The sequence below is a fragment of the Nonomuraea sp. NPDC026600 genome (assembly GCF_040638335.1).
GTDB lineage: Bacteria > Actinomycetota > Actinomycetes > Streptosporangiales > Streptosporangiaceae > Nonomuraea.
The window spans coordinates 398,020-416,974 of the sequence record NZ_JBEZYD010000003.1 but is presented as its reverse complement, the minus strand read 5'-3'; the positions used below and the strand labels follow the sequence as shown (position 1 = coordinate 416,974).

At 69.0% G+C, this 18,955-nt stretch carries 14 protein-coding genes; 7 read left to right on the top strand and 7 right to left on the bottom strand.

What is annotated here, in order from left to right; translation table 11 throughout:
* Positions 1 to 10: 10 nt before the first annotated feature.
* The 3 genes from AB0F17_RS09055 to AB0F17_RS09045 form a co-directional block, all read right to left on the bottom strand.
* A complete protein-coding gene (locus AB0F17_RS09055) occupies positions 11 to 997 on the bottom strand; it encodes a branched-chain amino acid ABC transporter permease (protein WP_358018686.1) in 987 nt (328 codons plus the stop codon).
* A gap of 13 nt (positions 998 to 1,010) precedes the next feature.
* The gene (locus AB0F17_RS09050; RefSeq protein WP_358018683.1) at positions 1,011 to 2,294 is read right to left on the bottom strand and encodes a branched-chain amino acid ABC transporter permease; all 1,284 of its coding nucleotides are present in this window, start codon (positions 2,292 to 2,294) and stop codon (positions 1,011 to 1,013) included.
* Between the two features lie 408 nt (positions 2,295 to 2,702).
* Complete coding sequence (locus AB0F17_RS09045; protein ID WP_219533665.1) at positions 2,703 to 3,047, bottom strand: hotdog fold thioesterase; 345 nt, start codon at positions 3,045 to 3,047, stop codon at positions 2,703 to 2,705.
* 131 nt (positions 3,048 to 3,178) lie between these two features.
* Here AB0F17_RS09045 and polA point away from each other — a divergent pair, with 131 nt between their 5' ends.
* The 3 genes from polA (at position 3,179) to rpsA (ending at position 8,794) form a co-directional block, all read left to right on the top strand.
* Complete coding sequence (gene polA / locus AB0F17_RS09040; RefSeq protein WP_358018680.1) at positions 3,179 to 5,869, top strand: DNA polymerase I; 2,691 nt, start codon at positions 3,179 to 3,181, stop codon at positions 5,867 to 5,869.
* A gap of 121 nt (positions 5,870 to 5,990) precedes the next feature.
* Positions 5,991 to 7,109 (top strand): polysaccharide deacetylase family protein, encoded by a 1,119-nt coding sequence (locus AB0F17_RS09035; protein ID WP_358018677.1) that lies wholly within the window; start codon positions 5,991 to 5,993, stop codon positions 7,107 to 7,109.
* Positions 7,110 to 7,309: 200 nt separating this feature from the next.
* A complete protein-coding gene (gene rpsA / locus AB0F17_RS09030; RefSeq protein ID WP_358018674.1) occupies positions 7,310 to 8,794 on the top strand; it encodes a 30S ribosomal protein S1 in 1,485 nt (494 codons plus the stop codon).
* Between the two features lie 283 nt (positions 8,795 to 9,077).
* On the opposite strand, the gene AB0F17_RS09025 is transcribed toward rpsA, so the two are convergent.
* Positions 9,078 to 9,485, bottom strand: coding sequence for a MerR family transcriptional regulator (locus AB0F17_RS09025; RefSeq protein ID WP_358018671.1), 408 nt, complete (start codon positions 9,483 to 9,485; stop codon positions 9,078 to 9,080).
* A gap of 59 nt (positions 9,486 to 9,544) precedes the next feature.
* Between AB0F17_RS09025 and AB0F17_RS09020 the strand changes: the two genes are divergently transcribed.
* Positions 9,545 to 10,252 (top strand): SDR family oxidoreductase, encoded by a 708-nt coding sequence (locus AB0F17_RS09020; RefSeq protein ID WP_358018669.1) that lies wholly within the window; start codon positions 9,545 to 9,547, stop codon positions 10,250 to 10,252.
* Between the two features lie 257 nt (positions 10,253 to 10,509).
* Here AB0F17_RS09020 and AB0F17_RS09015 read toward each other — a convergent pair whose 3' ends face one another.
* Positions 10,510 to 10,746: a hypothetical protein gene (locus AB0F17_RS09015; RefSeq protein WP_358018666.1), complete on the bottom strand. Its 237-nt coding sequence runs from the start codon at positions 10,744 to 10,746 to the stop codon at positions 10,510 to 10,512.
* A gap of 288 nt (positions 10,747 to 11,034) precedes the next feature.
* Between AB0F17_RS09015 and AB0F17_RS09010 the strand changes: the two genes are divergently transcribed.
* Positions 11,035 to 11,466, top strand: coding sequence for a calmodulin-binding protein (locus AB0F17_RS09010; RefSeq protein ID WP_358018663.1), 432 nt, complete (start codon positions 11,035 to 11,037; stop codon positions 11,464 to 11,466).
* Between the two features lie 265 nt (positions 11,467 to 11,731).
* Here AB0F17_RS09010 and AB0F17_RS09005 read toward each other — a convergent pair whose 3' ends face one another.
* Positions 11,732 to 11,929: a hypothetical protein gene (locus AB0F17_RS09005; protein ID WP_358018660.1), complete on the bottom strand. Its 198-nt coding sequence runs from the start codon at positions 11,927 to 11,929 to the stop codon at positions 11,732 to 11,734.
* Between the two features lie 101 nt (positions 11,930 to 12,030).
* Here AB0F17_RS09005 and AB0F17_RS09000 point away from each other — a divergent pair, with 101 nt between their 5' ends.
* Together AB0F17_RS09000 and coaE are read left to right on the top strand one after the other, a co-directional pair.
* Positions 12,031 to 12,492, top strand: coding sequence for a GNAT family N-acetyltransferase (locus tag AB0F17_RS09000; protein WP_358018657.1), 462 nt, complete (start codon positions 12,031 to 12,033; stop codon positions 12,490 to 12,492).
* A gap of 9 nt (positions 12,493 to 12,501) precedes the next feature.
* Complete coding sequence (gene coaE / locus AB0F17_RS08995) at positions 12,502 to 13,104, top strand: dephospho-CoA kinase (protein ID WP_358018654.1); 603 nt, start codon at positions 12,502 to 12,504, stop codon at positions 13,102 to 13,104.
* A gap of 100 nt (positions 13,105 to 13,204) precedes the next feature.
* Here the strand turns inward: coaE and AB0F17_RS08990 are convergent, their stop codons facing one another.
* Positions 13,205 to 18,772: a TIR domain-containing protein gene (locus tag AB0F17_RS08990; RefSeq protein WP_358018651.1), complete on the bottom strand. Its 5,568-nt coding sequence runs from the start codon at positions 18,770 to 18,772 to the stop codon at positions 13,205 to 13,207.
* Positions 18,773 to 18,955 lie beyond the last annotated feature (183 nt).

Below are 18,955 nucleotides of genomic sequence, written 5' to 3'. Positions count from 1 at the left end.
GGACGACGTTTCAGCGGACATCGAAAGCTATCTCCCTCTTGTCACCGAAGATGCCCTGTGGCCGGAAGATGAGCAACAGGATCAGCCCGAGACCCACCAGGATGTAGCGGACCGGCCCGACCTGGATGGAGGTCATGAACGGGATGTACCCCGCCTGAACCGCTTCACTGAGCACACCGTTGACCAGGACCAGCAGCACCCAGAAGATCATCGATCCGACGACCGGGCCGAGCACGCGGGCCGCGCCGCCGAGGATCACGATGGTGTAGGCGAAGAAGGTGGTCTCGGTGCCGAAGACGTCAGGCTGCACCGAGGCGTACGCCAGCCCGTAGATGAAGCCGCCGAGGCTGCCGATGACGCCGCCGAGGATGAGCGACTGCATCTTGTAGGAGAAGACGTTCTTGCCGAGGCTGCGCACGGCGTCCTCGTCCTCGCGGATGGCCTTGAGCACGCGGCCCCATGGGCTGCGCATGAGCAGGTAGACGATGCCGCAGGAGAGGGCGACCAGCGCCCAGCCGACGAGCATGATCCACAGCAGCCGGTGGTTGAAGCTGAACCAGCCGATGCCGTACTCGCCCTCCGGGAAGGGGTTGAGCGCGTAGAAGCCATCGGAGAAGCCGCGCTGCCCGTCGGAACCGCCGAAGACGTCCTTGAACTGCACCGAACGGAAGACGAGCCGGACGATCTCGGCCGCCGCGATGGTGACGATGGCCAGGTAGTCGGCCCGCAGGCGGAGCGTGGGCGCGCCCAAGAGCAGGGCCAGGAGTACCGCGGCGGCGAGGCCGACCCCGATGCCGACCCAGAAGGGCAGGCCCAGGACGGTGACCGTGACGGCCAGGCCGTAGCCGGCGACGCCCATGAACGCCGCCTGCCCGAAGTTGAGCAGGCCCGTATAGCCGAAGTGGATGTTGATGCCGATCGCGGCGAGCGCGTAGAGCACCGTCTCGACGCCGATGGCGGACTTGACGGTGGTGCTGATGATCGTGATCCAGTCCATGTGACTCCCCCCGTCAGCCGATCCGCTCTCGGCGGCCCAGGATGCCCTGTGGCCGGAAGAGGAGCACGATGATGAGTACGGCCAGCGCGCCGACGCTCTTGAGCTCTGGCGGCACCCAGAGTGTGGAGACCTGGATGAACAGGCCGACCACGAGAGAGCCCACCAGGGCGCCGAACGCCGTGCCGAGCCCGCCGAGCGTCACACCGGCGAAGATGAGCAGCAGGATGTCCTGGCCCATGGTGTATTTCAGGTTCTGTGACAGGCCGAGCATGATGCCGGCCAGCGCGGCGATGGCGCCGCCGGTGGTCCAGATGATGCGGATGACCCGGTCGACGTTGATGCCGGAGGAAGCGGCCAGCGCCGGGTTGTCGGCGACCGCGCGGGCCGCCTTGCCGGTGCGGGTGCGCAGCAGCGCGAGGCCGACGATGATGAGGACCAGCAGCTCGATGCCCATCGCGATGAAGTTCTTGGGCGCCGCGGAGATCGGGCCGATCTCGATGCCCGGCTGCGCGGTGTACTGGGCGAACGACTCGTTCTGACCACCGAACAGGATCAGGAAGACGTAGCGCAGGAAGAGCGCCACGCCGATCGAGATGATCATCATGGCGATGGTGCCGGTGCCGCGCCTGCGCAGCTGCCCCCAGAAGAGCCGGTCCTGCAGGTAGCCGAGCGCGCCCCCGCAGATCACCGCGATCACGGCGGCGGGGATCAGGTGCAGCCCGAAGGTCACGTTGAACAGGTAGGCGAGCAGCGCGCCCAACGTGACCAGCTCGCCGTGGGCGAAGTTGGTCAGGCCGGTGGTGCCGTAGATCAGTGAGAGGCCGAGCGCGGCCAGTGCGATGATCAGGCCGAGGTTCAGGCCCTCGAAGGTGAGCTGAGCCGCCTGGTCCAAGAAGGGACTGGTCTCGCCGCCCTCATCCGCCTGGCCCGCGGCGCCCTTGAGCTGCAGGGCGAACAGGACGGTGGACACGTTGCCGGAGAAGACGGTCGGGGTGCGGACGGCGTTGCCGCCGCGGACCATCGCGTTCTGCGGAAGCGTCTTGACATCCAGTGTGACCTTGTATTTTCCCGGTTTGTCAATCGGGACTACCCATGCACCCTGGGCGTTGCTTGTAACCTCCTTGACGGGTTGTCCGCCTTCGGTGGTCACGACGATTTTCACGCCGTTCACTGGTTGGCCTTGGAGTTTGAGTGTCCCTCTCAGACCCTGATCAGGGGCCGCCGCCTGGGCGGGGACCGCGAGCAGGAAGATGAGTCCACCCAGGAAGGCCGTGAACGCGATCACGGCTCTGCGCAATGGTGCTCCCTCAAAATAGGTCAGGGCGGGGTTGTGCCCCTCCATCTCGACACGCGGGCATCGCAGGCACAACAACAGGCATGCAATGGCGGGAGCTTATTCTGGTCGCGCCCGGTTCAGGGTCGTTCGTCACCAATTAGTGACACGTGCGTGTCGCTGATGTGAGGAAACAAGACGCCAGGTCAGGGGCTAAATCCCACTAGACGCCTGGCGCTTCCGGGCGCGAATGCGCAACGATCGCTGCAGAACGTGAACGAGCCCGCGGAAGAGGACCTTTGGGACCATGTAGGGCTTCCCCGGCCTTACACGTTATCTACTCGGCCTCCCCGCGGGCTCCGCTCGGAACACCGTAGCGACCCACGGGGCTCGTGTGCAAAGAGAGCCGCAAAGTCGCGTGGCGTTCAGTGATCAGCGATCACGCAGCATGCAGGTCAGCCGTGAGGTGCACACACGCCGTCCCTGCTCGTCGGTGATCTCGATCTCGTACGTGGCGATCGAGCGCCCGCCGTGCAACTGGGTCGCCACGCCGGTGACGAAGCCGGAGGTGGCCGAGCGGTGGTGGGTGGCGTTGATCTCGATGCCGACCGCTATGCGGTCCGCGCCCGCGTGGACGGCCGCGCCGGTCGAGCCCAGGGTCTCGGCCAGCACCGCCGACGCACCGCCGTGCAGCAGGCCGTACGGCTGGGTGTTGCCCGCGACCGGCATCCGGGCGACGACCCGCTCCGCGCTGACCTCGACGAACTCGATGCCCATCCGGTCGGGGAGCGTGCCTTCGTATACAGCGTTCAACGCCGGGAAATCGGCCGGGTCGATCCGCGTCAAGGGGAGTCCTCCAGTCTTTCGAGCTCAGGTTTTCTGTCGCAGATGGAGACTAGGCTGCTTGTGTGCCGAAGAGTGAAGTGACCCCTAGCCGCCCGTGCCTGTTGCTGCTCGACGGGCATTCCCTGGCCTATCGCGCGTTCTACGCGCTCAAGGACGCCAACCTCATGACCACCGACGGTCAGCACACCGAGGCGGTCTACGGGTTCACCTCGATGTTGACCAACATCCTGCGCGACGAGCAGCCGTCGCACGTGGCCGTGGCGTTCGACCGGTCGGAGCCGACGTTCCGGCACGAGGAATACGCCGAGTACAAGGCCAACAGGAGCGAGACCCCCGAGGACTTCCGGGGCCAGATGCAGCTCATCTATGAGCTCCTCGACACGCTGCGCATCCCGCACCTGTCCAAGGCCGGGTTCGAGGCCGACGACCTCATCGCCACGCTCGCCACCCGCGCCAGCGCCCAGGACATGGACGTGCTGATCGTCACCGGCGACCGCGACGCGCTCCAACTGGTCGACGGGCACGTCACGGTCCTGATGACGCGCCGCGGCATCAGCGACATGACCAGGTTCACGCCCGAGGCCGTCGAGGAGAAGTACGGCCTCACCCCGGTCCAATACCCCGACTTCGCGGCGCTCCGCGGCGACCCCAGCGACAACCTGCTCAGCATTCCCAGCGTCGGCGAGAAGACCGCCGCCAAGTGGGTGCGCGAGTTCGGCTCGCTGACCGCGCTGGTCGACCGGGTCGACGAGGTCAAGGGCAAGGTCGGCGACAAGCTGCGCGAGCACGTCGCCCAGGTGCTGATGAACCGCCGGCTCACCGAGCTGCTGCGCGAGGTCCCGCTCGAGGTCGAGCTGGGCGACCTCACACAGGGCGTCTGGGAGCGCGAAGAGGTCAACAAGCTCTTCGACACGCTGCAGATCCGCGGCGAGCTGCGCGAGCGCGTCTTCAAGGTGCTCGGCACCAGCGAGCAGGAGCCCGACCAGGGCTTCGAGGTCGAGACCATCATCCTGGGCCCCGACCGCGTCGCGGGCTGGCTGGCCGCGCTGCCCGCCGGCCGGGCGGGCCTCGCCTTCAAGGGCGCCTACGGCAGCGGCACCGGGCGCATCGACGCCATCGCGATCGCCTCGCCCGACGGCACGGCCGCCCACATCGACCCGGTCAAGCTCACCGAGTCCGACGAGGGCGCGCTGCGGGCCTGGCTGGCCGACGCCGACAAGCCCAAGGCCGTCCACGACGCCAAGGGGCCGATCCTCGCGCTCTGGGCGCAGGGCATGGGCCTCAAGGGCCTGACCTGTGACACGGCTCTGGCGGCCTACCTGGCGATGCCCGGCCAGCGCACGTTCGCCCTCGAAGACCTGGCCCGGCGCTACCTCAACCGCGACCTGCACGCCGAGGAGGAGTCCACCGGGCAGGCCGCGCTGTTCGGCGACGACGAGGACGCCCCCGCCAAGGACCTGGCGCTGCGCGCCCATGCCGTGCTCGGGCTGGCCGAGGCGCTGGAGACCTTCCTGACGGGCCGCGGCGGCACCCAGCTCATGACCGACGTGGAGCTCCCGCTGCTGACCGTGCTGGCGGAGGTCGAGCGCGCGGGCATCGCCGTCGACAGCGCATACTTCACCGCTCTGGAGGCCGAGTTCGGCGCCGCGGTCAAGCACGCGGTCGAGGAGGCGCACCGGGCCGTCGGCGAGCAGTTCAACCTGGGCTCGCCCAAGCAGCTGCAGGAGATCCTGTTCACCAAGCTCAACCTGCCCAAGACGAAGAAGATCAAGACCGGCTACAGCACCGACGCCGACCAGCTCGCCTGGCTCGCCACGCAGACCGAGCACGAGCTGCCGATCATCATGCTGCGCCACCGCGACCAGACCAAGCTGCGCACCACCGTCGAGGGCCTGATCAAGGAGATCGCCGACGACGGGCGGATCCACACCACGTTCAACCAGATCATCGCGGCCACGGGCCGCCTGTCCTCGGAGAAGCCCAACCTCCAGAACATCCCGATCCGCACCTCCGAGGGCCGCCGCATCCGGCAGGGCTTCGTGGTCGGCGAGGGCTACGAGACGCTGCTCACGGCCGACTACAGCCAGATCGAGCTGCGCATCATGGCCCACCTGTCGGGTGACGAGGCGCTGATCGCGTCCTTCGAGTCGGGTCACGACTTCCACCAGGCCACCGCGGCCCGGGTGTTCGACCTGCCGCCCGAGCAGATCGACGGCGAGCTGCGGGCCCGTATCAAGGCGATGAACTACGGCCTCGCCTACGGCTTGTCCGACTTCGGGTTGTCCGGGCAGCTCAACATCCCGGTGGCCGAGGCGCGGGCGCTCAAGGAGGAATACTTCCAGGAGTTCGGCGGCGTCCGCGACTTCCTGTACGCCATCGTCCAGCAGGCGCGCACCGACGGCTACACCGAGACCATCATGGGCCGCCGCCGCTACCTGCCCGACCTGACCAGCGACAACCGGCAGCGCCGCGAGATGGCCGAGCGCATGGCGCTCAACGCGCCCATCCAGGGCTCGGCGGCCGACATCATCAAGGTGGCCATGCTCAACGTCTCCCAGGCGATGCGCGAGGAGGCACTGGGCTCCCGGATGCTGCTCCAGGTCCACGACGAACTGGTGTTCGAGGTGGCGCCCGGCGAGCTCGACCGGCTCAGAGACATCGTGCGCGACCAGATGAACGCCGCCTACCGCCTGCGGGTCCCGCTGGAGGTCTCCGTGGGCGTCGGCCGCACCTGGGAGGACGCGGGCCACTGACGGGCCGCTGAGGGCGGCCCCGCGCCATGAAACAGGGCGGTCCGGCGTGTCGAGAACAGCGGCCGATACGGGGTTTTGGACTACCCTGAAAGTACATTTCCCCGACTGGCACGGGAGCCTTGTGCGATCGTCAGCGTCCTTCCCGCGGGTCATCGCCATCGTGCACATCGGGGTGGTGGCGATCGGGGTGGTGGCAGTGGCGGTCCTCGGGCTGATGCTGCAGTTGCCCTCCGGCCGGCCCGTCCCCGGGCCACCGGCGGCGGTCAGGGTCGTGCAGTCCGCGCAGCCCACCCCCGCCGAGCCCGTGCCGACGGTCGCCGAGCCGCCCGGAGCGGTGTCCACGCCGGAGTTCGCCAAGCAGGTCAAGGCCAACGAGCTCGGCCTGGTGCCGGTGCTGATGTACCACCGGATACTCAAGAAGCGCTTCGCCTCGATCGACCGCACGCCCGACCAGCTACGCAGGGAGCTGGAGAAGCTGGCCAAGCAGGGCTACTGGCCGATCACCGCCAAGGAGTTCGCCACCGGCGACATCCGGGTGCCCGCGGGCAGGTTCCCCGTCGTGCTGACCTTCGACGACGGGCACGAGAGCCACTTCAGGCTCGACGCGAGCGGCAACCCCGAGCCGCACACGGCGGTCGGCGTGCTCTTAGACGTGGCCCGGCGCTATCCCGAGTTCCGTCCGGTCGCCACGCTGTGGATCAACCACGACCCGTTCGGGCTGCGGAAGCCCGAGGAGCAGGCGGCGGCCGTGCGGTGGCTGGTCGATCACGGGTTCGAGGTGGCCAACCACACCTGGTCCCACCCCAATCTGGCGGCCATGCGGAAGAAGAAGGTCAAGGAGCAGATCGTCCGGCTCGAACGGCTGCTGAAGAAGCTCGGAGCCGGTCCGTCGATCACCATGGCCCTGCCGTTCGGGGCGATGCCGCACCCCAAGAAGATCGCCCGTCACGGCAAGTGGGACGGCACCACCTATGACTTCGCCGGGGTCTTCCTGGCCGGGGCCGAGCCCTCACGTTCGCCTTATGCGAAAAATTTCGATCCCGTGGCCATCCAGCGCATCCAGAGCAACGGCAACAAGGGCGAATGCCGCAAGTGGTGCTCGCAGTACTGGCTGGGGTGGCTGAACAAGCACCCTGGGGACCGTTACGTGTCCGACGGGGACCCCACAAAGATCTCTATCCCGCAGCGCCTTCAGGGTAATATTGCGCCAAAGCGGAGAGGCCAGCTCGTCGTCTATTGACCGGTGCTCGGGCGGTTGGATTGACCTCATGCTCAAGGTCTCATATGCTGATCGCTGCGCTGTGGGCTCGCGCGCGCCTCAGACGGAGCGGGCTCGCGCTCGGTCACGTCGATGTCGTTATTCCTCGGCTTGATGCGGAAGAGAGCCTGCCGCGCGTCCGCCACATCGACATTCTGTCCGCGTTCGGAGCAATTCCACACATGACGTCCAGCACTGAGGCCACCTCGAGCACCCCGCAGGTAGCGGTCAACGACATCGGGTCCGAGGAAGACTTCCTCGCAGCGATCGACGAGACCATCAAGTACTTCAACGACGGCGACATCGTCGAGGGCACCGTCGTCAAGGTCGATCGAGACGAGGTCCTTCTCGATATCGGCTACAAGACAGAGGGTGTCATCCCCTCGCGTGAGCTTTCGATCAAGCACGATGTCGATCCTGCTGACGTCGTGGAGGTCGGCGAACACGTCGAGGCCCTCGTTCTCCAGAAGGAGGACAAAGAGGGCCGCCTGATCCTGTCCAAGAAGCGCGCTCAGTACGAGCGGGCCTGGGGCACGATCGAGAAGATCAAGGACGAGGACGGCATCGTCACCGGCACCGTCATCGAGGTCGTCAAGGGTGGACTCATCCTCGACATCGGCCTCCGTGGCTTCCTGCCGGCGTCCCTGGTCGAGATGCGCCGTGTCCGCGACCTGCAGCCGTACGTCGGCCGCGAGCTCGAGGCGAAGATCATTGAGCTGGACAAGAACCGCAACAACGTGGTCCTGTCCCGCCGCGCGTGGCTTGAGCAGACGCAGTCCGAGGTTCGCCAGACGTTCCTCAACACCCTCCAGAAGGGGCAGGTCCGCAAGGGCGTCGTCTCCTCGATCGTCAACTTCGGTGCGTTCGTGGATCTCGGCGGCGTCGACGGCCTGGTCCACGTGTCCGAGCTGTCCTGGAAGCACATCGACCACCCCTCTGAGGTCGTCGAGGTTGGCCAGGAGGTCACGGTCGAGGTCCTCGATGTCGACATGGAGCGCGAGCGCGTCTCCCTGTCGCTCAAGGCCACTCAGGAAGACCCGTGGCAGCAGTTCGCCCGCACCCACCAGATCGGCCAGGTCGTGCCGGGTCGCGTCACCAAGCTGGTGCCGTTCGGCGCGTTCGTCCGGGTCGAGGAGGGCATCGAGGGCCTGGTCCACATCTCCGAGCTGGCCGAGCGCCACGTGGAGATCCCGGAGCAGGTCGTCCAGGTCGGCGACGAGATCTTCGTCAAGATCATCGACATCGACCTCGACCGGCGTCGCATCAGCCTCTCGCTGAAGCAGGCCAACGAGGGTGTCGGCACCGAGGTCGAGTTCGACCCCACGCTTTACGGCATGGCGGCGACCTACGACGACCAGGGCAACTACATCTACCCCGAGGGCTTCGACTCGGAGACCGGTGAGTGGCTCGACGGCTTCGACAAGCAGCGCGAGGAGTGGGAGCGGCAGTACGCCGAGGCCCAGACCCGCTTCGAGGCGCACAAGAAGCAGATCGAAGAGGCTCGCAAGGCGGAGGCCGAGGCGGGCGAAGCCGCTCCCTCGTCCTACACCGGTGAGACGGCGGCTCCGGCCAGCAGCTCGGGCTCGTCCGCTCCGGCGGCCGGCGCTCTTGCCTCCGACGAGGCTCTCGCGGCTCTGCGCGAGAAGCTCGCGGGCGGCCAGAGCTGATCTGGTTGGCTAGCTAAGTAGAGAAGGACCCCGCACCGTCTGGTGCGGGGTTCTTCTTTTGGGTCAAAGGTGAACGATTCAGTCCGCAACCCCTTCCAGGATGGGCGCAGCCGGCCTACCCGGTGGTTCGCCCGTCAAGGTCATCTGGGTGTTGTCAGGCGGACCAGCTGGTCCGCGGCGAGGGCTTGCCGGCCCTGCTCGGGAGGTTCCGCAGGAGAACGATCACCGGCTCCAGGACCTCCATAGTGGCTTTGTCGTGGAGCGGGGCCCGCGGCCTCGGTGATCAGTGCGTCACGGAGTGGCTCGCCTCTGCGGCGACGTCTCGGTCCGCGATCCACGCGCAGCCGTTCTCGGGGATTTCCGTGAGCGCGATGACCATGTCCAGGCGGTCACGGGTGCGGGTCAACGCGGCGATCTGGGCATCGATGCGCTCGCGCTCGGCGGCGAGCCGGGCACGCGACTCCGGAGTACTGACCTTGGCTTCGACGCAGGGCAGCAGTTCGGCGATGGTCCGGCTGGACAGGCCCGCCGCGTAGAGCATCTGGATCAGATGGACACGGTCGGCCGCCGGCTCCGGATAGTGGCGCTGCCCGGAGTCGCTCCGGTTCGCGTCCAGCAGACCCTGCTCCTCGTAGTAGCGCAGGGCCCGCACACTGACGCCCGACCTCGCCGCCAACTCGCCGATACGCACAGTGACCTCCGACACAAGACTTGCCTCTGACGTCAACGTCAGGTTTTAGCCTATCCGGCATGAAGATAAACGGGGCACATGTGCTGGTAACCGGCGCCAACCGCGGCCTGGGCCGGCAGTTCGTCCTTTCCCTCCTCGACCGTGGCGCCGGCAAGGTGTACGCGACCGCCCGCCGCCCGGACCTCATCGACGTACCAGGGGCCATCCCGCTGCACCTCGACATCACGGATTCGGCATCGGTCGCCGCCGCGGCCGCCGCGGCGGGCGACGTCAAGATCGTCATCAACAACGCGGGGATCTCGACCGGGGCGAACCTGGTCACCGGAGACCTGGACACGATCCGCCGCGAGATGGACACCCACTTCTACGGCACCCTCAACGTGATCCGCGCCTTCGCGCCCCAGCTGGCCGACGGCGCGATCCTCAATGTCCTGTCCGCGATCTCGTGGCTCGCCTTCGACGGCGCGGGCGCCTACCATGCGGCGAAGGCCGCTGAATGGGCGCTCACCAACGCCGTACGCCTGGAGCTGGCCAACCAGCGCACCCTGGTGACGGGCCTGCACCTGGGCGCCGCGGACACCGACATGATGGCCTGGTACAACGGCGACAAGACCGCCCCCGAGGTGATCGTCGCGGCGGCCCTCGACGGCATCGAGGCGCGCCGGCCCGAGGTGCTCGCCGACGACTGGAGCCGCCAGGTGAAGACGTGGCTGTCGGAGGACCCGAGCGTCATCTACCGGGAAGCGGCGGCGGCTCTCACGGCCTGACTCGCTGATCCTGAAGGTCACGGCGCCCGCGGCCGTGGCCTTCAGGGCGCGATCTGTACATTGCGTGGCGCTCGGCGGTTGGGGCCGGGTACAGACGTCCCCGCTCCGGTCCGGGCCGTTCACCAGCTCAGCCTGGAGAACCAGGAACTGCGGGAGCGGCTGGATCTGCCCGAACCGAACGTCGCTCCGCTGCATCGTCGGCGCTGAGGGCTCGTCCTCGGCAAAGTGATCTCGCCGGCCCGCAGGCCTACACCTACTTACCGGCTGTGATCGATGACGTTGCCGTTGGAGCAGTTGTTCACGTGATCGCCCACCCAGTCTCCGAGGACCGGAACCACCGCCACCTCCTGCAAGCAGACGGCCGCAGCGGTGAAGTTCCAGTTGTTCGCCGCGTTCACCCCTCCGCCGAAGCTCACGTCGATGTCAGCATGGGCGGGACCGGCGATCCCCACCACGGCCAGTGCGAGCAGGGTCGTCGGGAAGGTCTTTTTCATGAGTCACTCTCCGTTGGCGAAGCGAACCTGTCGGCTACAAAGAGTAGTCAAAGGAACGCTCAAAGTGAAGATCGCGGCCCCAGCAAGGCCGCGGCCGGCTAGGGATCGGCGCATGGGTCGAGTGTGCCCCTTCTGCGATTCACGTCTGTCGAGGACGTGAAGGCGTTCCAGCGGAGGCAGGAGGTGATGGCCTTGTCACTGTGGCGCCAGGGGGTGCGTCAATCTTCGTGTGATTACTTTGCGTATGCAAAGGCAACTCTCAGTAATTGTCCGAGGTGAAAGGCATCCATGCACCGCACCCTGACTAAGACCGTCACGGCTCTCGCTGCCATCGCGGCGCTCAGCGTCGCCGCCCCCGCACCCGCTCAGGCGGCAGAGTCGGCCTACTTCGTGATGACCGACATCACCCGCGAGCAGTTCGTCATCAAGCTCACGGACCCTGCGAAGATCCAGCACGCCCGCGACCTGGTGAACGGCGACACCACCGATCGACCGCACGTTATCGGACGCATCCTCAAGCGCCAAGCCCCCTACAACCCGCGCTGGAGCTATCACCTGAACACCGACACCGTCGACTTCTTCGACGCGGCGATCGAGGTCTGCGACGCGACGATCCCCTACGTCGAGGACAACCTGGACGAGGCCGGCGGGGCGTTCCTGCCCGGCCTTGTCTGGTGCGACTGGTCTTCCAGGCTCGAGCGCGAAGTTCGGATGCCATAGAACTGATGTCGTCCGCCATCGCGGCCTCTGGAGAACCGCTCCAGGGGCCGCCCCCATGCGTTGGCAAGCAGCTTCCAGGGAGATCCCTTCGAATGCCCGCCCTCCATCTCCGGGAACGCCAGGCGTCAGGGCACCGGGCGAGACAGAGGCAAGAACTTCAACAGGAAGACCATCACCCACGACACCGGCCCGTCGGCGGCCACTGCCCGTTCAGGGCGGTAGCCGCACCCCGGCTCACTCCTTTGTCGCCCTTTATGCCGCTTCTTCAGTGCCGGGTGCCGCCGTCCGGGCTTGGCACGCCGGGCTGGGTGAGGCGTTCGGGAATGACGATCTTGTCGTAGAGGTCCGCGGCGATGCCGCATTGGAGTGCGGCGTCCTTGAGCGCCAGGCCCTTGTCGAGGGCGTAGTGGGCGATGCGGGCGGCCTGGTCGTAACCGACGACGGGGCTGAGCGCGGTCACCATCCTGATCGAGTGGTCGATGTTGTGGTGCAGCGTCTCGGTGTTCAGCCGGGTTGCTGAGGGACGCGAATGACGTGGGTGTGGGGCTGGAGTAGGGTGCTCGCGTGGAGATCGAGCGTGCGCGGGCCGCTGACGCCGGTGAGATCCTCACCGTGCAGCGGGCGGCGTACGTGACCGAGGCGCAGCTCTACGGCGACCCGTTCCTGCCCCCGCTCCTGGAGTCCGTGGAGCAGGTCCGCAAGGGCATCGAGACCGGCATCGTGTTCAAGGCGACCGATGGTGCCCGGATCGTGGGAGCCGTACGCGGCCAACTGGCCGGCACGACCTGCCTGGTCGGGCGCCTGGTGGTGGCGCCGGACCAGCAGGGTCGCGGGCTGGGCCGGGCGCTGCTGGAGGCGCTGCACGAGCAGACGCCGGAGGCGACGGCCTTCGACCTGTTCACCGGCCACCTGTCCGAGGCCAACCTGCGTCTCTACCGCCGCCTGGGCTACCGCGAGACCCGCAGGGAGCGAATGGACGATCACCTCACGTTGGTGCACATGCGCCGTGATCCCGATCACGGATAGTCTTTCCGCGTGTTGAAAATCGGGCTCACCGGCGGCATCGGTTCGGGCAAGAGCGAGGTGTCCAAGCGCCTCGCGGCCAGGGGCGCCGTGGTGATCGACGCCGACAAGATCGCCCGTGAGGTGGTGGAGCCCGGCACCCCGGGCCTGGCCCGGGTGGTCGCCACGTTCGGCGAAGAGGTGCTCCATCCCGACGGCTCGCTCAACAGGGAGAAGCTCGGCGCCATCGTGTTCGCCGACCCCGACAGGCTGGCGGTGCTCAACGGCATCGTGCACCCGCTGGTGGGGGAGCGGGTCGCCGACCTGCAGAGCCGGGCGGACGCCGACGCGATCGTGGTCTACGACGTGCCGCTGCTCGCGGAGAACCGGCTGGCGCCGATGTACGACGTGGTCATCGTCGTGGACGCCGCCGACGAGGTGCGCATCGCCCGCCTGGCCGAGCACCGCGGCATGCCGGAACCGGACGCCAAGGCCCGCATCGCGGCGCAGGCGACCCGCCAGGAGCGGCTGGCGGTCGCCGACATCGTGATCGACAACGAGGGCGATCTGGACGACCTGGAGGCCAAGGTCAGCCAGGTCTGGGACGACCTGGTGACCCGGTCCGGACGCGGCTGACCGAGGCGGACAACGCGCTCGCCGTCCACTGCGCTCGCCGTCGTCACGGCGCGGTGGCAACGGCATCCGGCGCGGCGGTTTCGGCGGTCCGGCGGGGTTCTCAGAACGGGGAGTCGAGCGGCACCTGACGGACGCCGGGCAGATAGGGGTCCAGCTCGCCCAGCTCGAACCGCGACATCCCGATGACATGCCAGAACTGCCCGGAAACCTCCCCCTGGATCTTGTACCTCCCGTCCGGGGCGAGCGCCGCCCAGCCCTCCGGCAGGCCCAGCAGGGTGGCCCGCCGCTCCGCCCCCGCCCAGAGGATCACCACCCCGTCGTCCCCGGCACTGGCCAGCAGATCCGCCGCGGGGCTGAACGCCACCGACCACACCCGCCGCGAGTGCCCCGCCAGCGTGTGCAGCTCCCGCCCCGTCGCCGTGTCCCAGACCCGCACCATGAGGTCGTCGCCGCCCGTGGCCAGCCGCTCGCCCGTGGCGTCGAACGCGACGCTCCACAACCGTCCGGCGTGCTTGTCGAGCGTGTGCTGGAGGAGCGGCTGCCACGGCTGGCCGGGGCGCAGCTCCCACACCATGGCGCGGCCGTCGTTGCCGGCGCTCGCCAGGTGCCGGCCCGAGGGCGAGAAGGCGACCGAGTAGACCCGGTCGGTATGGCCCTCCAGGGTGGCGACCCGGCCGCCCGACTCGACGTGCCAGAGGCGTACCAGCCGGTCGTCGCAGCCCGTCGCCACGAAGCGGCCGTCGGGGCTGAAGGCGATCGAGCGGACCCGGCCCCGATGGTCGGCCAGGTTGCTCACCAGGCGGCTGGTCGGCCGGTACCAGATCCGCACGCTGTCGTCGTCGTTCGCCGTGGCCAGCAGAGTGCCGTCGGGGCTGAACGCCTCGGCCCACACGTGGTCGGTCTCGGCGTTGAGCTCACGCTCGTAGTCGCCGGTGACGGCGTTCCAGAAATGTACGCCGCCGTCGTTGCTGGAGGTGGCCAGTACGGGCCCGGCAGGTGAGAACAGGGCCGAGATGAGCCGGTCGGCGGTGCCGGTGACCTCGCGCAGGCGGCGCCCAGTGTGGGGCTCCCAGATGCGTACGACGCCGTCGTTGCCGCTGGTGGCCAGCATCGAGCCGTCGGTGCTGAACCTGACCGAGGAGATCCGCCTGCCGTGGCCGCGCAGCACGCGCTGGCACTGGCCGCTGGCCGGATCCCAGAGGCGTACCGTCCCGTCGTTGCTGCTGGTGGCGAGCTGCTCGCCGTCGGGGCGGAACACGAACGGCCAGACCGAGCTGCGATGCCCGGCCAGCTCGACCCGCCGGCCGCCGCCCACCTCCTGCAGCCGGACGACGCCGTTGGAGTCGCCGCTGGCCAGCGTCTGGCCGTCGGGGGAGAAGACGACCTGGTAGACGGATCCGGAATGGCTGGTGTGGACGCCGTGCGCCTGGCCGGCCGGGTCCCACAGCCGTACGGTCCCGGCCGTGTCGCCGCTGGCCAGCAGTGAGCCGTCGGGGGCGAAGGTCAGGCAGTAGATGCTGCCGGGGTGCCCCTTGAGCTCGTGGCGCAGCGACCAGGTGGTCGTGTCCCACAGGCGTACCGTCCCGGCCTCGTCGCCGGTGGCCAGCAGCGATCCGTCCGGGCTGTGGACCGCCCGGAAGACCGAGCCGCGGTGGCCGTCGAGCGTGCCCGTCACCTGTCCGGACGTCAGGTCCCAGATCCGCACCACGCCCGCCGAGTCGCCGCTGACCAGCACCGAGTCGCCGAACGACACCGTGTAGACGGGTGCCTGGTGGCCCGCGAGCTCGTGGACGAGCCGGCCGGTGGCGGTGTCCCAGACGCGGATGACGCCGTCGCCGCCGCCCGCCGCGACCAGCTCGCCCGACGTGCTGAGCCGGAGCGGCCAGACCCCGTCGGCGTGGCCGCGCAGCTCGCGCAGGTGCTCGCCGGTGAGGGCGTTCCACAGCACGACCAGGCCGTCGCTCGCGCCGGTGGCCAGCAGTTCCGCGGCGAACGAGACCGCGTAGACGCGGCCCCGATGCCCCTGCAGCGTCCGCACGGGTGCGCCGCCGACGCACAGCAGCACGCCACCGTCCTCGTTGCCGACGGCGATGGTGGATCCGTCGGGACTGTAGGCGATGGGCTCGGGCAGCCGGCTGGTCTGGAAGTGATAGCCGTACGGGACGCCGATCGCGGCGGGCGCGAGCTGGATCTCGACCGGCTGGCCCGGCACGACGGAGGCGCCCGGCAGGTGCGGCAGCGTGCCCGTCACGTTGATCAGCGTGGCCCGGTGCCAGCGGGCGCCCTCGGCGGACACGTCGCTCAGATCGGTATGGGCCAGCCGCGCGCCCGACAGGTCGGCCCCGGTCAGGTCGGCGCCCGCCAGCTTGGCGCCGTCGAGCCGCGCCCCGGCCAGCTTGGCGTCGCGCAGGACGGCTCGGGACAGGTTCGTGCCGACGAGCGTGGCGTCGGTCAGGTCGGCGCCGGTCAGGTCGACCTCTTGCAGGTCTCTGGCCGACAGGTCCTCGCCCTTGAGGTTCGCGCCCCGCAGGTCGGCCCGGGCGGGGGTACGCAGCCGCGCCGAGATCTTGACCGCGTTCGCCCGCGAGAGGTCGTCGGCGGGCGGGTCGGACACCCACGCCCGCAGCGCCCGTATGTCGGCCAGGTCGCACAGGAACTCGACGGTCAGCGCCGACAGCGGCCTGCGCGACAGCACCAGGGGCGCCTCGATCGTGGCGGCGATGTGCCGGGCGATCAGCCACTCCATGACCGAGGAGTGGATGAACCCGAACATGCCCTCCTCGGTGCGTACCAGCAGGCTCCCCGAGCCCACCGCGTGGGCGGCGTGCTCGGCGGACAGTTGCCCGCCGGCCAGGCCGGTCAGCGTCTCGGCGAACTCGGTCAGCTCGTCGACGCCCAGCAGTGACTCGCCCGAGTCCCACAGCCGCAGCGCGAGCCCCGTCACGACCTGCCACAACTCGTCGGTGGTCAGCGGCGTCGGCGACCCCGGCACCTTGGCCCGCCGCTCCTCGAACGCCAGCCACGAGCCGAGGATCTCCTCGTACAGCAGCGCCGGGCTGATCGTGTGGCGGGCGCCGGCCACCGTGCGCAGCCGGTCGGCGTCGAGGTCGGCGATGAAGCTCAGCATCCGCGGGTTCTGTGCCAGGTCGAGCAGGTCCGTGATGCTCTCCATCAGCGACATGCGCGCCGCCGCCGCGTCGCCGTCGTCGAAGCGGTTGGCCAGGTAGGTGCGGATCTGGTCGTGGGTGAAGTCCTCGACGCTGAGCACCCGACGCTGCGGCAGCACGCCGACCATCTCGCCGAGCGAGGTGAGCACCTGGCTGTGCGACTTGAAGTGCTGGGTACGGCTGGCCACCACGATCTTGGCCTTGTCCTCGGCCGCGGCCAGTAACGTCGACAGGTGGTCGGCCGCCCGGTCGTAGGTGAGCCGGGTGACCAACTCGTCGAACCCGTCGAACAGCAGCACGATCCGCCCCTGCCGCAGCAGGTAGCGGAACGCCTTGAGGTCGATGAACTCCTCGCCGTGCCCGGCCAGGTGGGCGGCGACGAGCGCGTCGACCGAGTGCGCCTTGTCCAGTGCCCGCAGTTCGATCAGGATCGGCGTCAGGTGCGGCAGTTCGGCCGGGATGCGCCTGGCCAGCTCGCGCAGCGCGAAGGTCTTGCCGTGGCCGAAGTCGCCGAGCAGCAGCAGGAACCGGCCGTGGTCGGCGGCCAGCAGCCGCATCAGCTCGTCCGTCAGGCCCTCCCTGACCTGGTGTCCGGGCCGGTCGAGTTCGCGGTAGCGCTGGGGGACGTACAGGCTGGGCGGGTAGCGGCGGTCGGTGGTGAGCCTGGCCGTCTGCTCGGCGACATAACCCGACAGGTCGAGCAGACCCTGGAACTCGGTAAAGCTGCGTAGCCGCACGCCTCTGCGCATGAGCTCGTCGCGGAGCGTCCTGGCCGGGGGCGACCCCTGGTAGACCAGCTCGGCGGCGAGATCGGCCGCGTGCGCCTGCCGGACGAAGGCGTCGGCCTCGGCGGCGGTCAGCTCGCCCACGTGCGCGCCGACCATCGTCTGCCGGACGAATCCGTCCTCGGGGTGGGTGACGACCAGGTGGGCGGCGAACCGGCGGATCTTGGCCCGCTCGTGCCTGGCCTCGCAGACCTCGGTGATCCGGTCGAGCAGCAGGTCCACCGGGCCCGGTTCGCGCTCGACCGGCGCGGGCTCGGGGGCGCGGGCGGCCGGCGCGTCACCGGTGAAGGTGGCCTGGGCGGACCGCCAGCCGTGCGAGACGCGTTCGGGGCGGTCGGTGTCGGGCAGCCAGGTGCGCAGGCCGTTCTTGGTGATCTCGACGACGTGGTGATGGCCGGAGCGCGGCGCGGCGACGGCCGCCTCAGCGGCCTCCCCCGTGCCGTGGAAGAGCAGGTTGAGCCGCCGCGAGAGGACCCGGTCGTAGGTCGGCGCGTCGCGCAGGATGGACGGCGGGTGCCCGATCGCGCCGAGCCGCAGCCAGGCGCTCTCCTCGTAGGGGCGCAGCCGCTCGGCGAACCAGGCCGCCTGCCCCTCGCCGAGCAGGGGATAGGCGTCGCGTTCGAGGTGGCTCATGGCCATCGTCGAGTTGAGCCCGGCCACGACCACCCTCAGGTCGGGCACCTCGAACAGCGTCCACGGCTGGCCGCCGTCGAACACCCGGTCGTCCAGCCCCTGGTACACCTCGCCGAACAGGCCCGCGAAGTGCCGCCACTTGGGCCAGTAAGGCGGCTGCGGGGAGACGTCGTCGGCCTCGCAGGTCAGGAAGTACGCGCTGGCCGCGGCCTTGGTGACGTCGCGCGGGCCCGGCACGATCACCAGCCGGTGCGGCTCCAGGCCGATCAGCAGCCGCAGGTCGGTGATGAACCGCGTCGCGTGCCCGAACTGTCCAAGGCTGCCCGACTCGGTCAGGTCGCCGGTGACCATCATGAGGTCGGGGCGTGGCATGCCCCGGTCGTACATCGAGGTCAGATCCGCCCAGATCCGCGCCTGCATGTCCTCGGGCGTGAACGGCTCGCCCGGATCGGGCAGGGCCCGGCCGAACCGGGGACCGCCGATGTGCAGCACGGTCAGCGACTCGCGGGCGCGGTCGGCGATGGCCGACGGCGGGAACTTCGGCGCCGACACCGGGGCGCGCCGGGCCCGCGAGCGCTCACCGGGCGGCGGCAGCGTCGGCGCGGGCAGCGGCAGGCCCGCACCCGTCGGGAAGTCGGGCGCCGCCTCCGGCTTGGCCCGGCCCGACATCGCCTCCCTGACCCGGCCCAGCAGCAGCGCCCTGGCCTGGCCCGAATCGGTGACGCCGAGCAGGTCCACCCAGGTGATCGTGGACAGCAGCCCTTCGAGGCGTACGTCTTCGAGCCGGATCGTGACCAGCTTGTTGGACGGGTTGTCGGGGTCGGCGCGGAGCGCGGCCTGCCACTCCATGCGGCCGTAACGCGAGGTCAGGTAGTTGCGCGAGAGCACGGCCACGACCACCTGCGCCTCGCTGACGCCGCGGTCCATGAAGTCGATGAAGTTCGTGCCGGGTACGAAGTCCCATGCCTGGATCATGGTCTTGTAGCCCGCCGCCTCCAGCTCCCAGGCGATCCAGGTCGCCCAGGCCGTGTCGGCGGGGGAGTAGCTGACGAAGATCTCTGTCGGCCTGCCGTCACGTGCCATTCCGTCAGTATCCCCTGTGGGATCGGCGTTTGCAGGCGAGGGAGCGCCGTCGTCTGGAGGAGGAGCCGGCGAGGGAGTGCCGTCGTCTGGAGGAGGAGCGCCGGGAGCGTAGCGACCAGAGCGACGGGGGAAGACGGCGGCATTGGGCGACCGAGCCCGCCTCACGGAGTGAGGCAAATAAGC

Excerpts from the sequence above, each read along its gene's own strand:
- AB0F17_RS09055 (WP_358018686.1), bottom strand. The coding sequence starts at position 997 with ATGGACTGGATCACGATCATCAGCACCACCGTCAAGTCCGCCATCGGC.
- AB0F17_RS09045 (WP_219533665.1), bottom strand. The coding sequence starts at position 3,047 with ATGGGCATCGAGTTCGTCGAGGTCAGCGCGGAGCGGGTCGTCGCCCGG.
- rpsA (WP_358018674.1), top strand. The coding sequence starts at position 7,310 with ATGACGTCCAGCACTGAGGCCACCTCGAGCACCCCGCAGGTAGCGGTC.
- AB0F17_RS09020 (WP_358018669.1), top strand. The coding sequence starts at position 9,545 with ATGAAGATAAACGGGGCACATGTGCTGGTAACCGGCGCCAACCGCGGC.
- AB0F17_RS09015 (WP_358018666.1), bottom strand. The coding sequence starts at position 10,746 with ATGAAAAAGACCTTCCCGACGACCCTGCTCGCACTGGCCGTGGTGGGG.
- AB0F17_RS09010 (WP_358018663.1), top strand. The coding sequence starts at position 11,035 with ATGCACCGCACCCTGACTAAGACCGTCACGGCTCTCGCTGCCATCGCG.
- AB0F17_RS09005 (WP_358018660.1), bottom strand. The coding sequence starts at position 11,929 with ATGGTGACCGCGCTCAGCCCCGTCGTCGGTTACGACCAGGCCGCCCGC.
- AB0F17_RS08990 (WP_358018651.1), bottom strand. The coding sequence starts at position 18,772 with ATGGCACGTGACGGCAGGCCGACAGAGATCTTCGTCAGCTACTCCCCC.